The organism is Amycolatopsis solani (assembly GCF_033441515.1).
In the GTDB taxonomy this organism is placed as follows: Bacteria; Actinomycetota; Actinomycetes; order Mycobacteriales; family Pseudonocardiaceae; genus Amycolatopsis; species Amycolatopsis solani.
Genome location: NZ_JAWQJT010000001.1, coordinates 1,978,155 through 1,992,426 on the forward strand (window position 1 = coordinate 1,978,155; position 14,272 = coordinate 1,992,426).

A 14,272-nucleotide genomic window follows, 5' to 3' on the forward strand; every position below is an offset into this window, starting at 1 on the left:
ACCGATAATCATGCAGACGAGAGACTGTGTCAACCATCTGTTTGATTAGCCGCGCCGGTGGCGAAGCGGCTGATCGGGCGGGTGCGTGCCATGATCGGGCATGGCCACCCTTCGCGACGCCCGCGAGCCGGAGCTCAACAGCGGGATCCTGCCCGGGAACGTGCGGGCCGACGACTGGATCATGCTCATCCTCGCCGCCGGGTCGGTCGGGTTGCTGGGGTTCATGGTGCTCAGCCCGCCCGCGCGGGACGTCGGGCTGGTGATCTTCTCCGTCGACTGCGCGATCTGCGGGGTGTTCCTCCTCGAGTTCCTGTGGCGGTGGCGGAAACGCCGGTGGGCCAAGAAGTTCCTGGTGCGCAACTGGTACGAGTTGTTCGCCATGATCCCGGTCGCGCACCCCGCGATGGCCGCGCACAAGTTCGTCAGCGTCGTGCTGCTGCTGATCCGGATCGGGCGGGCCGCGGACCGGGCCGTCGGGGAGCAGTTCACCTACCGGCTCGTCGACAAGCTGTCCGAGCCGATCGTGAAGGCCATCAAGAAACCGGTCACCATCGCGGTGCTCGACGAGGTCGTCAAGGTGCTGGAAACCGGGAACTACCCGGAAAACCTCGCCAAGTCGCTCGGGGCCAACAAGGAAGAGCTGCGCGCGATCATCACCGAGAAGATCGCCGCCGACCCGCAGCTCGGGAAGCTCAAGCGGCTGCCGTTCCACGACGAGATCGTGCGGACGTGCGTCGACACGTCGTTCCGCGTGCTGCTCGAAGTCCTGCTGGACCCGCGGATCGACGACTTCTTCTCCGCCGTCGTGCGCGACAACCGCGAGCAGATCCGGCTGGCCGTGCAGCTCGGGCTCAACGAAACGGACGACGAGGAGAGGGAGAAGTCCCTGCCCGTGCGCACCCAGCACACGGCCGCGCTCGAATACGACCGCCTGCACCCGAGGTCACGGCCGTGACCGCACGTACTCCCCGAGCCGGGCGGCCGCGTCGAGCATGGCCAGGCCCCGCCGCGTGAGTTTTTCCTGCCAGCCGGCCAGCGCGCCGGCCAGTGCATCGGTGCCGCCCGCCGTGCGGACCTGTTCGACCACCGTCGCGATGTGCGCCAGCGGGTAGCCGCCGCGGCGGAGGAGGTGGGCCAGCTCGGCGTCGCGGATGTCGGCCGCCCGGAAGACCCGGTAACCGGTCGCGCGGTTCCGTTCGGGCACGAGGATCCCGGCGCGTTCCCACGCCCGCACGGTCGCCGCCGTGACCTCGAGCCGGTGCGCCAGCTCCCCGATGGACCACCCGGCGCTCGCCGGTTCCGGGGCCGGCCCGGTCGTCACCTGGCTGATCGCCGTGCGCACCGCGTTGAGAGTCGCGCGATCGCGGGACAGCTGCGCGTGGCCGCGGTCGACCAGCTCCAGCGCGCGGTCGAGGTCGTCGGCGTTGACGGCGGCCATGATGCCGCCGGCCGTGGCGTGCCCGTGGGCCGGGATCAGCGCGAGGAACGCCCGCAACGCCTTCGCGTGCACGTCGGTGTAAACCCGGTATCCGCTCTCGGTGCGCGCGGCGGGCGGGAGGAAGCCGTCACGCTCGTAGTTGCGCACGGCCTGCGTGGAGAGGCCGTGCTCGCGGGCCAGATCGGCGGGTCTCAACCGGGTGTTCAAGGATACGATTCAACCACATGGAGCTCACCGACTTCACCGCCGAACTGCTCGCGCTCGGCGAGCCGACCCACTTCGAACCCGCCTTCGCGCGCATCCGCAACGACTTCTTCGCGCGGCTGACCGCGCACGGCTTCCGCTCGATCGCGCTGGAGACCGACCGCGTCGCGGCGCTCGACGGCGGGTTCTCCCACGGTTTCGGCGAGCTGGCCGCCAACCGGCAGCTGCTCGCCTGGCTGCGCGAGTACAACGAGACCGCCGAAGAACCGCTGACCTTCCACGGCTTCGACGCCCCGACCGAGATGTTCAGCGCGCCCAGCCCGCGCCGTTACCTCGAGCACGTCCGCGACTACCTGGGACTCGACGTCGACCTCCCGGCGGGCGACGACGAGCGCTGGAGCCGCTCCGAAGCGATCCTCGACCCGGCTCAGTCGCCCGGCGCCACCCCCGAGGCTCGTGAGCTGCGGATCCTCGCCGACGACCTGCTGACCGCCCTCCACGCGGAGGCACCCCGGCTCATCGCGGCGACTTCGCGTGCCGCGTGGGACCGCGCCCGGATCCACGCCACCGCCGGGCTCGACCTCCTGCGCTACCACGCGGCGTCGGCGGTGCCCGGCGACCGGGACACGAGGATCGCGCGCCTGGCAGGCGCCCGCGCGGTCATCATGGCCCGGAACCTCCTCGACATCCACGCGTCGGGACCCGGCCGGACGCTGGTGTTCGCGCACAACGCCCACCTGGGCTCCGGCGCCGGCACGATCGTCGCGTCCCGGCTCGGCGACCGGTACGCCTTCATCGCCGGCAGCCTCGGTCACAGCGACGCCCTCGGCCTCGGCGAGCCGGCCGCGGACACCTACGAAGGGCGCCTGCAGCGCGACACCGCCGACTGGCGGCTGACCGCCGAGGTCCCGGCCGGTCGCACCCGGGACGACCACGACCACCGGTACGCGCCGCTCACCCGGGAACTGCTCGACGCCGCCGACGCCGTGCTGCACGTCGCCTGAACGCACGGGGGTCGTGAGTGTTTAGGACGGTTCTAACCGTCCTAAACACTCACGACCGGTCGCGGCAGCGTGCTTACGGGTAGCTGACCACGTTGACCGGCACCGTGCCCGAAGGCGTGACACCGCCGGTGTCGTTGATGACGTGCGTGATCGTGCCGCGGTAGTTGAGCGACACCGACAGCAGGCTGTGGAACTTCACGCCGCTGGTGTTCGGCACCTCGAACGCGTGGTAGCTGGACACCGCCGGGTTCGTGTCGAAGAAGCAGTAGCTCCCGAGACCCCAGGCCTCATGCGACGTCACGTTCGACGCCACCTTGTAGGCCGCGTACCCGGCGACGCCGGACGGCGCGTTCCACGACGCCTGGTTCGGCACGTCGTAGGGCATTTCGTTCTGGAAGAAGATCGTCCTCCCGCCCTGGCCGTTCCAGATCACCTGGTACTTCTGGTAGTGCTCGACGAACAGGCCGGTGGCCAGCACGTTCGCGCCGTTCACCACGAGCCCGGTGTCGGCCGTGTTCGTGTTCCAGCCGTACGTGCCCGCGTTGCCGTGGTCGGCCCGCCACGCCCAGATGTGGTCGATGATCGTGTCGGAGCTGTTGACGATCAGGCTGTTCGTCGCCTTGCCGGCGATCGCGCCGCCGATCCGGAAGAACACGTCCTGGACCGTCGTCGGGTTCGACGCGTGCGACGCCGACGAGCCGGACTGGCCCACGGTGAGCAGCGCCTGCGAGTTCGTCGTGCCCGCGTCGAAGAGCAGGCCCTTGAGCCGCACGCCGTCCACATCGGACACCTGCATCGCGTTGACGCCGTTGTCGGGCACCAGCGTCGGGTAGCCGATGCCGAGGATCGTCGTGTTCGCCTTGGTCACGTTGAGCGTCTGGTTGAGGTGGTAGACGCCCGGCGTGAAGAACAGGTTGCAGCCCGCGGCGAGCGCGTTGTTGATCGACGAGGCCGTGTCACCGGACTTGACGACGTAGAACTGGCTCATCGGCGCCGACGTGCCCGGCGTGCTGCCGTTCGCCCAGCTCGGGCCGGACGCGTTGGTGCGCAGGGAAGGCAGGAACACGCGGTACTTGCCGGAGCCGTCGACGTAGAGGTAAGGCACGTCGCGGGAGACCGGGGTCGTCGCCAGCGTGGTCTCCGGCGGGTTCGGGAACGTGGTCGCCGGCGCGCCGCTGGTGCCGGAGAAGACCATGTTCCAGACGCCGCCGTTCCAGCTGCCGAGCTGGGAGTCGCGGGTGTACCACTGCTGCTGCGACACCGACGCGGCCTGGCCGGCCACCTTCGTGTCGGCGATGTAGCCGCCGCTGGCGAAGCCGTAGCTCGCCGGGTACAGCTGCAGCCCGCCGCGGACGTCCATCCGGCGGAACGGCGCGGCCTGCGCGACCGCCCAGCGCTCCTGGCCACCGGAGGGGTTGACCGCCATGTTTTCCGCCGAGCGCCAGAAGTTCTGCAGCGCGACGCCGTTGTCGGAGGCGTTGAAGGCGTCGACCGTGACGTCACCGTTGATCAAGACGTCGCCGGGGTTCTGGCCGAGCCCGGCCACCGAGGTGTAGAAGCCGACGTTGTCGTGCACGTTGTTGTACGTGCCCGGCTTGAACAGGTGTGCGACGCGCCGGTCCGCCATCTGCGCGGTCAGCGTGTCCTTCTGGTTGTTGAAGTCGGTGTCGAGCTGCGCCTGGATCGTCGCCGCCGACATGCTCGGGTCGAAGATCCGCACGTTGGACCCGAAGTTCGGGGTGTCCGACTGGGTCGGGCAGCCGGCCTGGGTGCCGATCGTGTAGCTCGCGCTGGACACCGGTGACGTCGTCGACCCGGACTTGAGCGCGATCGCGTTGACCGTGCGGGAGTTCGGGACGCTGATCGGTCCGCTGTAGAGCGTCGAGGACGCGGTCGGCGTCGAGCCGTCCACCGTGTACCGGATCGTCGCGCCCGAGGTGGCGCTGCTGATGGTCACCGTCTGCGCGGACGAGTACGTGCCGCCGGGCGGGCTGAACGTCGGCGCCGCGACCGTCGTCGAGCTGCCGCCGACGGTGTAGCTGAAGTGCGGGGTGTCGTACTGCGGGCCGCTCTTCTCGTAGGTGAACCAGTAGTCGAGCGTGTTCCCGGTGCTCAGGCCGCTGACGGTGGTCCGCCAGGTGCCGGAGCCGTTGGTCATCCGCACGTTCTGCTGGCCGACGCCGGGGACGCCGGTGTAGTGGACGTCCACGTACACCGCGGGGGTCGTCGGGGTGAAGTTGAGCTGCAGCTGAGTGGAGCTGAGCTGGGTGACGCTCTGGGTGTAGTCGTCGGCCGCGAAGGCGGCGGGGGCGCTGAGCCCGGCCGCCACCAGCAGTGCCGAGGCGACGAGCGCGAACCTCGGGCCGCGTCGTCGTAGCTTGTTCAGGGTCCGGTTCACGCCGTGACACCTCCGCCGTTGGGGATCCACGAGCATTCGTTGTGAGTCACAACAAATTAGCTCCCGGTTACCGGTACTTCGGTCACTTTTTGGTAACACTTGTCTGGACCAATCACTCGGGTGAGTGAGTCACTTCGTGACTGTTCGTCCGTTTGGCGGTGCAGTGGGCGAATGACTGAACCGAGAAACATCCGTCGAGCGGGTGACCCCGGACGAGTGACATGCGACGATCCCGTGCCACACCCGGTCCCCTACCGAGGAGTAGCATGGCCCGTTCGCGTGGACTCGTTCGCACTCTCACCGCCTTGTGTCTGGTCACGGCCCCGCTGTCGGTGGCCGTCGCCTCGCCCGCCGCTGCCGCGCCGCTCAAGAGCGGTGGCGTCGTCAACTTCGGCTGCGCCACCTCCGGCAAGCTGCACTGCCTCGGCAAGTCGATCCGTTCCCCGAAGGGCTCCGGCCCGTTGCTCACCTCCACCCCGGTCGGGTACGGCCCGGCCGAAATCCAAGCGGCGTACAACCTCGGCGGGTTGCACGCGAACGGCAAGACAGTGGCCATTGTGGACGCCCAAGACGCGCCGACGGCCGAAGCGGACCTGGCCAAGTTCCGGTCCGCGCGCGGGCTTTCGCCGTGCACGACGGCCAACGGCTGCTTCAAGAAGGTCAACCAGAACGGCGCGGCGAGCCCGCTGCCCGCGCCGGACTACGGCTGGGCGATGGAGATCAGCCTCGACCTCGACGCGGTGTCGGCGACCTGCCCGGACTGCAAGATCCTGTTGGTGGAAGCCGATTCGCCGGACACGGACCCGCTGATGACGGCGGTCGACACGGCGGCCGCGACGCCGGGCGTGGTGGCGATCTCCAACAGCTACGGCGGTACCGAAGATTCGACGATCCTCGCCGCGGACGCCCACCTGAACCACCCGGGCATCGCGGTCACCGCGTCCTCGGGCGACTCCGGCTACGGCGTCAGCTGGCCGGCCTCGTCGCCGTACGTCACGGCGGTGGGCGGCACCACGCTGAAGAAGTCGACGACCGCCGCGCGCGGCTGGACCGAGACGACGTGGAAGGGCAGTGGCAGCGGGTGTTCCGCCCTGGAAGCGAAACCCGCGTGGCAGCACGACACCGCGTGTGCGAAAAGGACGGTCGCGGACGTCTCGGCGGTCGCGGACCCGGCCACCGGGCTCGGCGTCTACGACACGTACAACAGTTGCGGCAGCTCGTCGTTCTGCGACCTGTTGCTGTCGCTGGGGCTCGCCCAGGGCGCGGACGGCTGGATCCAGGTCGGCGGTACGAGCCTGTCGTCGCCGGTGATCGCGAGCGTCTACGCGCTGGCGGGCAACTCGGTGACGTCGGGGTCCTACCCGTACGCGCACGCTGACGGGCTCTACGACGTGACGTCGGGTTCGAACGGCAGTTGCGGTGGGACGTACCTCTGCACGGCGGGTCCCGGTTACGACGGGCCGACCGGGCTGGGCACCCCGCACGGGACGGCCGGGTTCTGAGGGCCGGTGGCCCCGGCGAGCGCGCCGGGGCCACTGTCCACTTGCCACGGACGGGTGACCTTTGCGTGCGGGCTCCCGGTGCGGGGTAAGGATGACTGCATGCTGGACACCGAGCTGCTGTCGCGGACGCCCTCGAGGGTGCTCGACGTCGTCACCCCGCTCGGGGACGTGCGTTTCGCCGTCCGCGTAGGGGGTTGGGACGTGCCGGCGAGACCGGAGCTGACCTGGGGCCTCGACGCCGGCGCGCGGCTGTGCCGGTGGCGGCACCAGTCCGTGCGGCTCGATGTGCTCTCCGGGCGGACCACGCCCGAGCAGCCCGGCGTAACCAGGGAAACCGCCATCTTCCGCGTGCTGGCCAGGGAAGCGCTCAGCGAGTTCGTCGTCCAGGCCGAGCTCGCCGACCCGCCGGCCGAGGTTCGCGACGGAGAAGGCGCTTTCACCGCCCGGACCGCCGACGCCGTGGTGGGCGTCGGCGGCCCCGGCGCCGAAATGCTGCTGCACTGCTCGCGCACCGGGCAGCACGTGCCGCCCTACTGGTCGGGGCGGCTCGAGGACGCCGTCGAACTCGACGGGGCGCGGCTCACCTGGCAGCTGCCCGGCGTCGACCGCGGTGACTACGCCGAACTGTGGGTCTCCGTCGCCTGGAGCGGGCCGGGCGGGGACCCGGGCCGCGCCGTCGACATCGACCCGGCCCGGGTGCTGCGCGAGCTAGCCCAGTGAAATCCGGTCCAGATCCGGCGCACCGGCGCGGTCGTTGCCGATCCGGATCGCGTTGGCGCCCGCGGTCAGCGTCACCGGGACCGAAGTGGTGTACGGGGTGCTGTTCCCCGCGCCGCTGACCTTCACCTCCACCGGCGCGCCGCCGTTCACCGACACGAAGTACGACCGGTCGCCGTTGACCGTGAAGTCGAGGAACAGCTGGTAGTTCCCGGCCGATGGCACCGTCACGCCGGGGAAGGTCACCGCCGCCCCCGCGCCGCCGCCGATGTTGCGGACCTTCTGCCCGCCCGAGCACGACCCGCAGCTCGTGACACCGGCGTCGCCGATGTCGTTGGCCGAGTCCTCCGCTTCGCGCATGAACACCCGGTCCGCCGGGCGGACCTTGACCGGCACGGGTTTGCTCGCCGACTTGACTCGGCCGAGCGTGCGGAAGGACGCCGTCACCGGGATGGTCACGTCCTGGGCCGCCGGGGCGGTCACCGTCCACGATCCACTCAGGACTTGACCGAGCCGCAGGTTCGCGGCGGTCACGGGTGCACCGCTGATCGTCCAGCCCGGCGGGACGACCGGCGCGAGCACCACGTCGTCGATCGGGTCGTCGACGTCGAGCCGCAGGGAAGCGGTGACCTTCATGGACTGCTGACCCGGTGAAACCCATTGCACGCCAGCGGGTTCGACCGTCAGCGTCGTCTTCGGCGTGTACGACTCGGGTGGCAGCGGTGCCACCGCGATCCGGTCGAGGCCGGTCGTGCCCGAGACCTTGATCGTGTTGGCCCCGGCGGTCAGCGGAGCCGCGATCGCCGCGGGAGCGTCGACGGTGATCGGCGCCGCGCCGTTCACGCTCACCGAAAGCGTGCCCGGCCCGGTGGTGTCCAGCTGCAGCCGTGAGGGACCCGACGCCTGAACGTTCCGGAAGACGACGGCGCCGCGGCCGAGCCCGGTGACGGCGGACGTGCCCGAGCACGCCTCGCACCACACCGGGGACGCCTTGCCCTCGAAGCCGTTGCGCCACGATTCCGCCTCCAGCGGCACTTCGCCGCGCGGGTCCGGGTAGCCGTAGGCGACGTCGACCTCGTCGAGCGCGAGCTGGTGGAAGTACGGCTTGGCCTGCGGGCCGGACCAGGTGTTCAGCACCTCGAGCTTGAGGTACCGCGCGTGCACCTCGCCGACGTCGACGAACTGCACCCCGCGGGTGCTGGGCAGGGCGCCGGTCCGCACCGGGGCACCCCAGTTCGTCCCGTCGTCGCTCGCGTAGACGCGGTAGTCCCTGATCCGCGCGGAATCCTCGGCGCGGCCGAACGATTCCCGGGCGTACGTCGGTGACGACTCGCGTTCGTGCACCGCCAGGTAGGCCGTCGAGCGCTTCTTGCCGAGGTCGAGCGTCACCGACACCGGCTGGCGGCCGTCGGCGTCCCAGTAGTTTTCGTAACTGCCGTCGACGAGGTTCGCCGCCGGGTGCCCGGGCGCCGCCGCCGACGCGGTCGCCTTGATCGTGCTCTTGTCGTAGAAGTACTGCCGCCCAGCGGTGTCCACCTTGAACACCGTGTCGTAGGGGTCCCAGTCCGTGATGTCCAGGATGGACAGATAGCCGCCGGACTGCGCGAACCGCAGCGGTTTCCCGGTGCGCAGGTCGGAGACGCCGGTGACGCGGTAGCCGTTGTCGCGCAGCCGGACCAGGTTCGTCGACGGCCGCGTGACGACGTGGACGTACTGGGTGTTCCCCTTCACGGTGAGGACGCCGTGCGCGCCGTCGTTCCAGAATCCGGGTTGCATGCCGCCGTAGAGGTAGCCGCCGCCTTCGGCGCCCTGCAACGACTCCTTGATCGGCTGTGTCCAGGAGGCCATGAAGTTGTTGAACGCTTCCTGCTGCGGCGGGAACTTCCCGTTCAGCATGGCGGTTTCGGCCATCAGCGACTTGATCGACGAACCCGCGTTCGTGATGTACCGGCCGGTGGAGAGCCGGAAGTCGACGGCCTGGTCGCCGCCGCTGTACCACCAGTCGCCGTTGGTCGGCAGCTTGTAGTCGGCTTCGGTGAGCCGCGGCATCGGAGTGTAGATCGCCTGCGGGTAGTCGTAGGACGGCGTCATGCCGGTCTTCTGCTCGTTGCTGACCGTGTCCATGATCGGGGTGTCCTCGTTGTTGTTGCTCAGCAACCAGGACGGCCGCTTCTCGCGGACGCGCTCGTAGAGCCCGTGCTGCTCCCAGTATTCGTTGTCGTTGTCGATCCAGAACCCGGCGAGACCGGCGTAGCGGTCCATGACCTCGTCGAACAGGTCGTAGCCGAACTCGCCGAACCCCGCGCGGGTGGTCAGGTCGACCGGCTTGCCCTTGTACGCCGAGTACGCGGCCGAATCGAGCGACTCGTGGCCGGTTTCGTTGTGCCACTGGGGATCGTCGGTCATGTACAGCAGCACCCGGACGCCCTTGGCCTGGCCGGCGGCGATCAGCTCGCCGAGGAAGTCGCGCTGCGTCGAGCAGCTGCCCGGGATCTTCGACGGCCACGGCCGCGCGTAGCCCAGCCGGCTGTGGAACGTGGTGAGCACGACGTAGGAGGCGCCCAGCTTCGTCGCCTCGTCGATCCAGTAGCCCGGTGTCCAGCCGCCGGCGGTGACGTCGTGCTCCCAGGCGGCGCAGTCGGTGTGCCGCGGCGCGGTGAACATGCCCCAGTGCAGGAACAACCCGGCCGTCGAGGACCGGAGCCAGTCCTGGCGGGGGTGGTGCACTTCGGCGTTCGCCGGGGTGATCAGGGTCGCCAGCAGCACGATGACCGCGGCGAGGCAGGCTCGGACTCTCATTGGCCGCTCCTTCGTCGGAGAGGTCCGATGATTGTAAGGTCATATATCGTACGTCAAGGGTGTATGTCGCTGAGCGGGAACGAATCATCTGACGTGTCACATCTTCGCGGCGCGGTACGTCAAGGTGACGACGCACGCGAAAGGACCACCCCGTGAACGACGATCTGCTGGCCCGCAGCTTCGAGACCCACCGCGACCACTTGCGGGCCGTCGCCTACCGGATGCTGGGCTCGGTGAGCGAAGCCGAGGACGCCGTCCAGGAATCCTGGCTGCGGCTGAGCCGGAGCGACCGCGCCGCCGTCGAGAACCTGGGCGGCTGGCTGACCACGGTCGTCGGCCGGGTCTGCCTCGACGTGCTGCGGTCGCGGAAGGCCCGGCGCGAGGAGTCGTGGGACACGCTGGTGCCGGACCCGATCATCAGCCGTGAGGACGCCGGCCCCGAGCACGAGGCGCTGCTGGCGGACTCGGTCGGCCTGGCACTGCTGGTCGTGCTCGACACGCTGACGCCGGGCGAGCGGCTGGCGTTCGTGCTGCGGGACATGTTCGCGATGCCGTTCGAGGAGATCGCCCCGATCGTCGGCCGGTCCGAGGCGGCGACGAGGCAGCTCGCCAGCCGCGCCCGCCGTCGGGTGCAGGGCGCGCCGGTGGTGCCGGACCCGGACCTGGCCCGCCAGCGCGAAGCGGTCGACGCCTTCCTGGCCGCCGCCCGCGGCGGCGACTTCGACGCGCTGGTCTCGGTCCTCGACCCGGAGGTCGTCCTGCGCGCCGACCGCGGCGCGGCCCACGGCGGCTCGGACGAGATCCGCGGCGCGGCGGCGGTGGCGAACCAGGCCCTGACGTTCTCCCGCCTCGGCGCGAACGGCGGCGTGGTCCGCCGAGCCCTGGTCAACGGCGCGGCCGGCGTGGTCGCGACCCGCGACGGGCGGCCGTTCTCGGTGCTCGGGTTCACGGTGTCGGGCGGGCGGATCGTGGAGATCGACATCCTGGCGGACCCCGACCGCCTCAGCCGTCTCGTGCTCGACTGACGCTCGTGAGTGTTTAGTCGGGTTAGAACCCGACTAAACACTCACGACCGCGCCGGTCTCGTCGGTTACCAGGGCGACCCCGGCCGAGGCGTCGAAGTGCAGGTAGCGCCGGCTGCTGTCGGCGTGCCGGCGGACCGCGCCCGCCACCACGGCCACCAGTTCGCCGTCCTCGATGGCGTACAGCTCGTCCGGGGTCAGGACTTCGCGGATGTGGGAACCGTTCGTGATCAGGGTGCGGACGCGGCGGCCGGTGTGGTCGTAGCTGTACAGGGCGTTGACGCCGTCGTCGCCGTGGACGCCGCGCAGGCGGTCGAACGCGTCGCGGATTTCCATGCCGCACAACGGTTCCGGCGCCGCCGCCGCGCCGAGTTCGCGGGTCCAGGTACCGCCCGGGCCGGTGACGACGTGGTGGCCGCTGGTCCACGCCTCGGTGACGCCGTTCGCGTAGTGGACCGCCGTGCGCCGGCCGCGCAGGTCGTAGAGCACCGCGTCGATGAAGCCGGGCACGCTCACCAGCCTGCCGACCTCGTCGTACTGGTGGTGGACCGTCAGCCTTCCGTCGCCGGCGTCCGGGTAGACCACCTTCGCCGGCCGCCCGTCGGCGCGGCGCGTCACGTCCAGGCGGTACTCGACGGCGACGTGCGCCGGCCGCCAGCGCTTCTCGGCCGGGTAGCCGAGCGCGTCGTAGCCGAACAGCGTCACGCCCGACTCGTCGGCCACGCGCACCAGCCGCCCGCAGCTGTGCGGCCCCGCGCCGGGCGGCACCGGGAGCCCGCCGTCGTGGTGGGTGAACGTCGTGACCGGGGTGCCGTGCGGGTCGTCGACCAGCACCGCCGCCGGCCGGCCGACGGCGTCGTGGACCCGGAACACCGTGTGCCCGTCGGGGGTCCGCGCCTCCACCGGATTCCCCGCGGCGTCCCGCACCAGCACGACCCCGTCGTCGCCCCGCAGTTCCCGGCCGAGCAGGTCGTGAAGGCCACCTTCAGGAACTTCGGGGTTCCCTTCACGAACGTCGAGGGGGCGGCCGAGGGCGTCGTAGCGGAACTCCTCGGACGTGGGCGGGCGGTCGCCGTCGCGGAACGCCCGGCTCGTCCGGCGCCGGAAACCGCGCGCGCAGTATTCGTGGCGCTCGTCGACGACGTCGCCGAGCAGTTCGGCGTGCCGCCGCTCCAGCAGCCGCCCGGCGCCGTCGCGCACCTCGGTCGTGAGCAGCACCTCCGCCTCGCCGGAAACCGCGCGCTGCTCGGTCGTGACCCGCGCCGGGGCGCCGAGGTCGTAGCGGTACCGGATGGTCGGCAGCTCCGCCGTGTCGCCGGGCCGCACGACGGTTTCGGGACGGCCCAGCGGGTCGTGGGTCACCGTGGTTACCGCGCCCGCCGGGTCGACGACTTCCCGGACTCGCGTGGTCCGGACGTCGTGGCGCGTGACGGTGACGTTCCCGAGCGGGTCCGTGGCCACCTCGGGGAAGCAGCGGTCGGCCGAATACCGCACTTCGCCGGTGTGCCCGAGCGCGTCGGTCGTGGTGGTGCGCAACCCGGTGACGGTGTCGAGCCGCCCGTGGAACGTCGTGATCCACCAGCCGTCCTCGCCGGGACGGCGGTGGTAGCCGTGGTGGCGCAGGTCCGGCGGGACCGGGCCGTAGACGTCGGCGACGAGCGCGTCGGTCAGCACCAGCTCCTCGCGCGCGGTGCACAGCCCGTGCGCGCCGGCCCGGCCGTCCGGGTTTTCGTCGTAGCGGAACAGCCGGTCGGCGAGCACCTTCCCGCCGCCGTCCACCGCGCGCGTCCGCGCGGGCAACGCCGCGAACCGGCCGTCGGGGTCGGCCGCGTACGTCGTGCGGGTGTCGCGCACGACCGGCCCGCGCCCGGGCCGCTCGGTCGTTTCGACCACCCGGGCCGGGTTCCCGGCGGTGTCGAAGTCCGTCTCCGTCGTGGTCACCGAGACCGGGTCCGGCCGCCGGTCGAACTCGGTCACCACCGAGCGCGTCCACTGTGGACGGCGCAGGTGCGTCACCCGGCGGTACGGCCGCTTCCGCCCGGCGGCGTCGTCGAGGCCGTAGGTCTCTTCCTTGGTCAGCCGCCCGTCGTCGCCGAACCACCGCATGGTCCGCAGCGTGGGCGCGTGCTCGTCGCCGAGCTCGTCCTGGACCACCCGGCCGAACACCGGGAACCGGCGGTCGTGGTATTCGAACTCGGTCACGCCCACGTGGCCGGTGGCCGCTTCGCGGCGCGAGACGCGCCGGACCACCGGGACCGTTTCGACGGTCGTGTACTCGATCTCGGTGTGCAGCCCGATGCCGTTGTCGATCCTGCTCAGCCGCCCGGTGCGCGGCAGTTCGTCGAAGGGGCGGTACGGCACGGTGTCGTCGGCGTCGAGCAGGGAAACGCCGCCGCCGGACCGGGCTTTGGCGGCGAGCTGGACCCGCCTCGCCACCGGGGCTTCCACCCGCGCGTAGGCCAGCCGCAGCACGGGGGCGGCGGCTTCGGCGCCGCGCGCGTCGAAGCCGGTGAGCGCCACCGACGTCAGCATGGACGCGCCGGTGACCTCGTCGGGGTCGTAGCCGAGGCTCCACCGCCGGACGAGCGGCCGCGCGTCGGCGGGCACCCGCAGGTCGATCCGCGCGCACCGCAGCGCCGTCGTGACGAGGGTGCCGCCGCGGCCCCAGCGCAGCACGTCCGGCCGCGGCTCGTACGCGAAGTCCACTTCGTACGGCCCGTAGGCGACGCGGGCGAGGTACGCCTGACCGCTGTGGTGCGCCCAGCCGAACGTCGCCGTCGTGCCCAGCGCGTCCTCGGTCCGGTCGAGGTACCAGCCGTCGCCGCCGCCGGGGCCGAGGAAGTGCCGGGTGCCCGACCGGGTGGTCAGCACGAAGCCGTCGCCTTGGCGCGTGAGCCGGCCCGCCGTCCCGGACCGCGCCTGGCCGTCGGTCTTGCGGACGTGCGGCAGCGGCAGTGCGAACCCGCCGCCGAACGGGCCGTTGGGCGCGCCCGCCGTGTAGCGCAGCGCCAGCGCCGGGGCGCTGCCGCCGGGACCGGACGGCAGGTCGAGCGGCACCGCGTACCGCCCGCCGCCGGTGGCCGGGTCCGGGGTGAAGACCCCGCCCTGTCCCCGGACCGGCGCCGGCCGGGTCGCCTCCCCCGTGCTCGACCGGAGCACAACCATGGTGATCTCCCCGCATGGATCCG

9 protein-coding genes are annotated in these 14,272 nt (G+C 71.1%); 5 read left to right on the top strand and 4 right to left on the bottom strand.

Features of this window, described 5'->3' with window-relative positions; translation table 11 throughout:
• The first annotated feature begins 100 nt into the window (after window positions 1–100).
• Complete coding sequence (locus SD460_RS09910; protein ID WP_290061013.1) at window positions 101–955, top strand: ion transporter; 855 nt, start codon at window positions 101–103, stop codon at window positions 953–955.
• Here SD460_RS09910 and SD460_RS09915 read toward each other — a convergent pair.
• Entirely contained in the window at window positions 944–1,645 is a 702-nt protein-coding gene (locus SD460_RS09915; RefSeq protein WP_290061012.1) for a TioE family transcriptional regulator, read from the bottom strand. The genes SD460_RS09910 and SD460_RS09915 overlap by 12 nt on opposite strands.
• Before the next feature lie 17 nt (window positions 1,646–1,662).
• Here SD460_RS09915 and SD460_RS09920 point away from each other — a divergent pair, with 17 nt between their 5' ends.
• On the top strand, window positions 1,663–2,646 hold the full coding sequence (locus SD460_RS09920; protein WP_290061010.1) for an erythromycin esterase family protein: 984 nt from the start codon (window positions 1,663–1,665) through the stop codon (window positions 2,644–2,646).
• Between the two features lie 73 nt (window positions 2,647–2,719).
• On the opposite strand, the gene SD460_RS09925 is transcribed toward SD460_RS09920, so the two are convergent.
• Window positions 2,720–5,044, bottom strand: coding sequence for a pectate lyase-like domain-containing protein (locus tag SD460_RS09925; RefSeq protein WP_290061008.1), 2,325 nt, complete (start codon window positions 5,042–5,044; stop codon window positions 2,720–2,722).
• Between the two features lie 266 nt (window positions 5,045–5,310).
• Between SD460_RS09925 and SD460_RS09930 the strand changes: the two genes are divergently transcribed.
• Together SD460_RS09930 and SD460_RS09935 are read left to right on the top strand one after the other, a co-directional pair.
• Entirely contained in the window at window positions 5,311–6,546 is a 1,236-nt protein-coding gene (locus SD460_RS09930; RefSeq protein ID WP_318306088.1) for a S53 family peptidase, read from the top strand.
• A 99-nt stretch (window positions 6,547–6,645) separates the two neighbouring features.
• Window positions 6,646–7,266, top strand: coding sequence for a hypothetical protein (locus SD460_RS09935; RefSeq protein WP_318306089.1), 621 nt, complete (start codon window positions 6,646–6,648; stop codon window positions 7,264–7,266).
• On the opposite strand, the gene SD460_RS09940 is transcribed toward SD460_RS09935, so the two are convergent.
• Window positions 7,255–10,062, bottom strand: coding sequence for an alpha-L-fucosidase (locus SD460_RS09940; RefSeq protein WP_290059771.1), 2,808 nt, complete (start codon window positions 10,060–10,062; stop codon window positions 7,255–7,257). The two genes, SD460_RS09935 and SD460_RS09940, sit on opposite strands and share 12 nt — an antisense overlap.
• A gap of 152 nt (window positions 10,063–10,214) precedes the next feature.
• Here SD460_RS09940 and sigJ point away from each other — a divergent pair, with 152 nt between their 5' ends.
• Window positions 10,215–11,087 (top strand): RNA polymerase sigma factor SigJ, encoded by an 873-nt coding sequence (gene sigJ, locus SD460_RS09945; RefSeq protein WP_290059772.1) that lies wholly within the window; start codon window positions 10,215–10,217, stop codon window positions 11,085–11,087.
• 33 nt (window positions 11,088–11,120) lie between these two features.
• On the opposite strand, the gene SD460_RS09950 is transcribed toward sigJ, so the two are convergent.
• Entirely contained in the window at window positions 11,121–14,249 is a 3,129-nt protein-coding gene (locus SD460_RS09950; protein ID WP_318306090.1) for a SpvB/TcaC N-terminal domain-containing protein, read from the bottom strand.
• Window positions 14,250–14,272 lie beyond the last annotated feature (23 nt).

Excerpts from the sequence above, each read along its gene's own strand:
- SD460_RS09920 (WP_290061010.1), top strand. The coding sequence starts at position 1,663 with ATGGAGCTCACCGACTTCACCGCCGAACTGCTCGCGCTCGGCGAGCCG.
- SD460_RS09950 (WP_318306090.1), bottom strand. The coding sequence starts at position 14,249 with ATGGTTGTGCTCCGGTCGAGCACGGGGGAGGCGACCCGGCCGGCGCCG.
- SD460_RS09935 (WP_318306089.1), top strand. The coding sequence starts at position 6,646 with ATGCTGGACACCGAGCTGCTGTCGCGGACGCCCTCGAGGGTGCTCGAC.
- SD460_RS09930 (WP_318306088.1), top strand. The coding sequence starts at position 5,311 with ATGGCCCGTTCGCGTGGACTCGTTCGCACTCTCACCGCCTTGTGTCTG.
- SD460_RS09940 (WP_290059771.1), bottom strand. The coding sequence starts at position 10,062 with ATGAGAGTCCGAGCCTGCCTCGCCGCGGTCATCGTGCTGCTGGCGACC.
- SD460_RS09910 (WP_290061013.1), top strand. The coding sequence starts at position 101 with ATGGCCACCCTTCGCGACGCCCGCGAGCCGGAGCTCAACAGCGGGATC.